This window comes from Christiangramia aestuarii (assembly GCF_009735585.1).
Classification (GTDB): Bacteria; Bacteroidota; Bacteroidia; order Flavobacteriales; family Flavobacteriaceae; genus Christiangramia; species Christiangramia aestuarii.
The window spans coordinates 1-392 of sequence record NZ_VJVW01000137.1 but is presented as its reverse complement, the minus strand read 5'-3'; the positions used below and the strand labels follow the sequence as shown (position 1 = coordinate 392).

The following is a 392-nucleotide window of genomic DNA, read 5'->3' as shown; positions in this document are numbered from 1 at the left end:
GGTCCGTTCCCGACCGAGCTGTTCGACGACGTCGGCGCCTACCTGGCCAAGCGCGGCCACGAGTTCGGTGCCACCACCGGTCGCGCTCGTCGCTGCGGCTGGTTCGATGCCGTGATCCTGCGCCGCGCCATCGAGATCAACAGCATCTCCGGCCTGTGCCTGACCAAGCTCGACGTGCTCGATGGCCTGGATGTGGTGCGCCTGTGCGTCGGCTACAAGAATGCCGATGGCGATGTGCTGGAAGCGCCGACCGATGCCGACAGCTACATCGGCCTGCAGCCGGTCTACGAGGAAATGCCCGGCTGGAGCGAGTCGACCGTGGGTGCGAAGACCCTGGAAGAGTTGCCGGCCAACGCCCGCGCCTACATCAAGCGCGTGGAAGAGCTGGTGGG

1 protein-coding gene is annotated in these 392 nt (G+C 66.6%); it reads left to right on the top strand.

What is annotated here, in order from left to right:
• Window positions 1-392: adenylosuccinate synthetase (locus FLP08_RS17255; RefSeq protein WP_202912815.1), on the top strand; the 392-nt coding region annotated here is incomplete at both ends.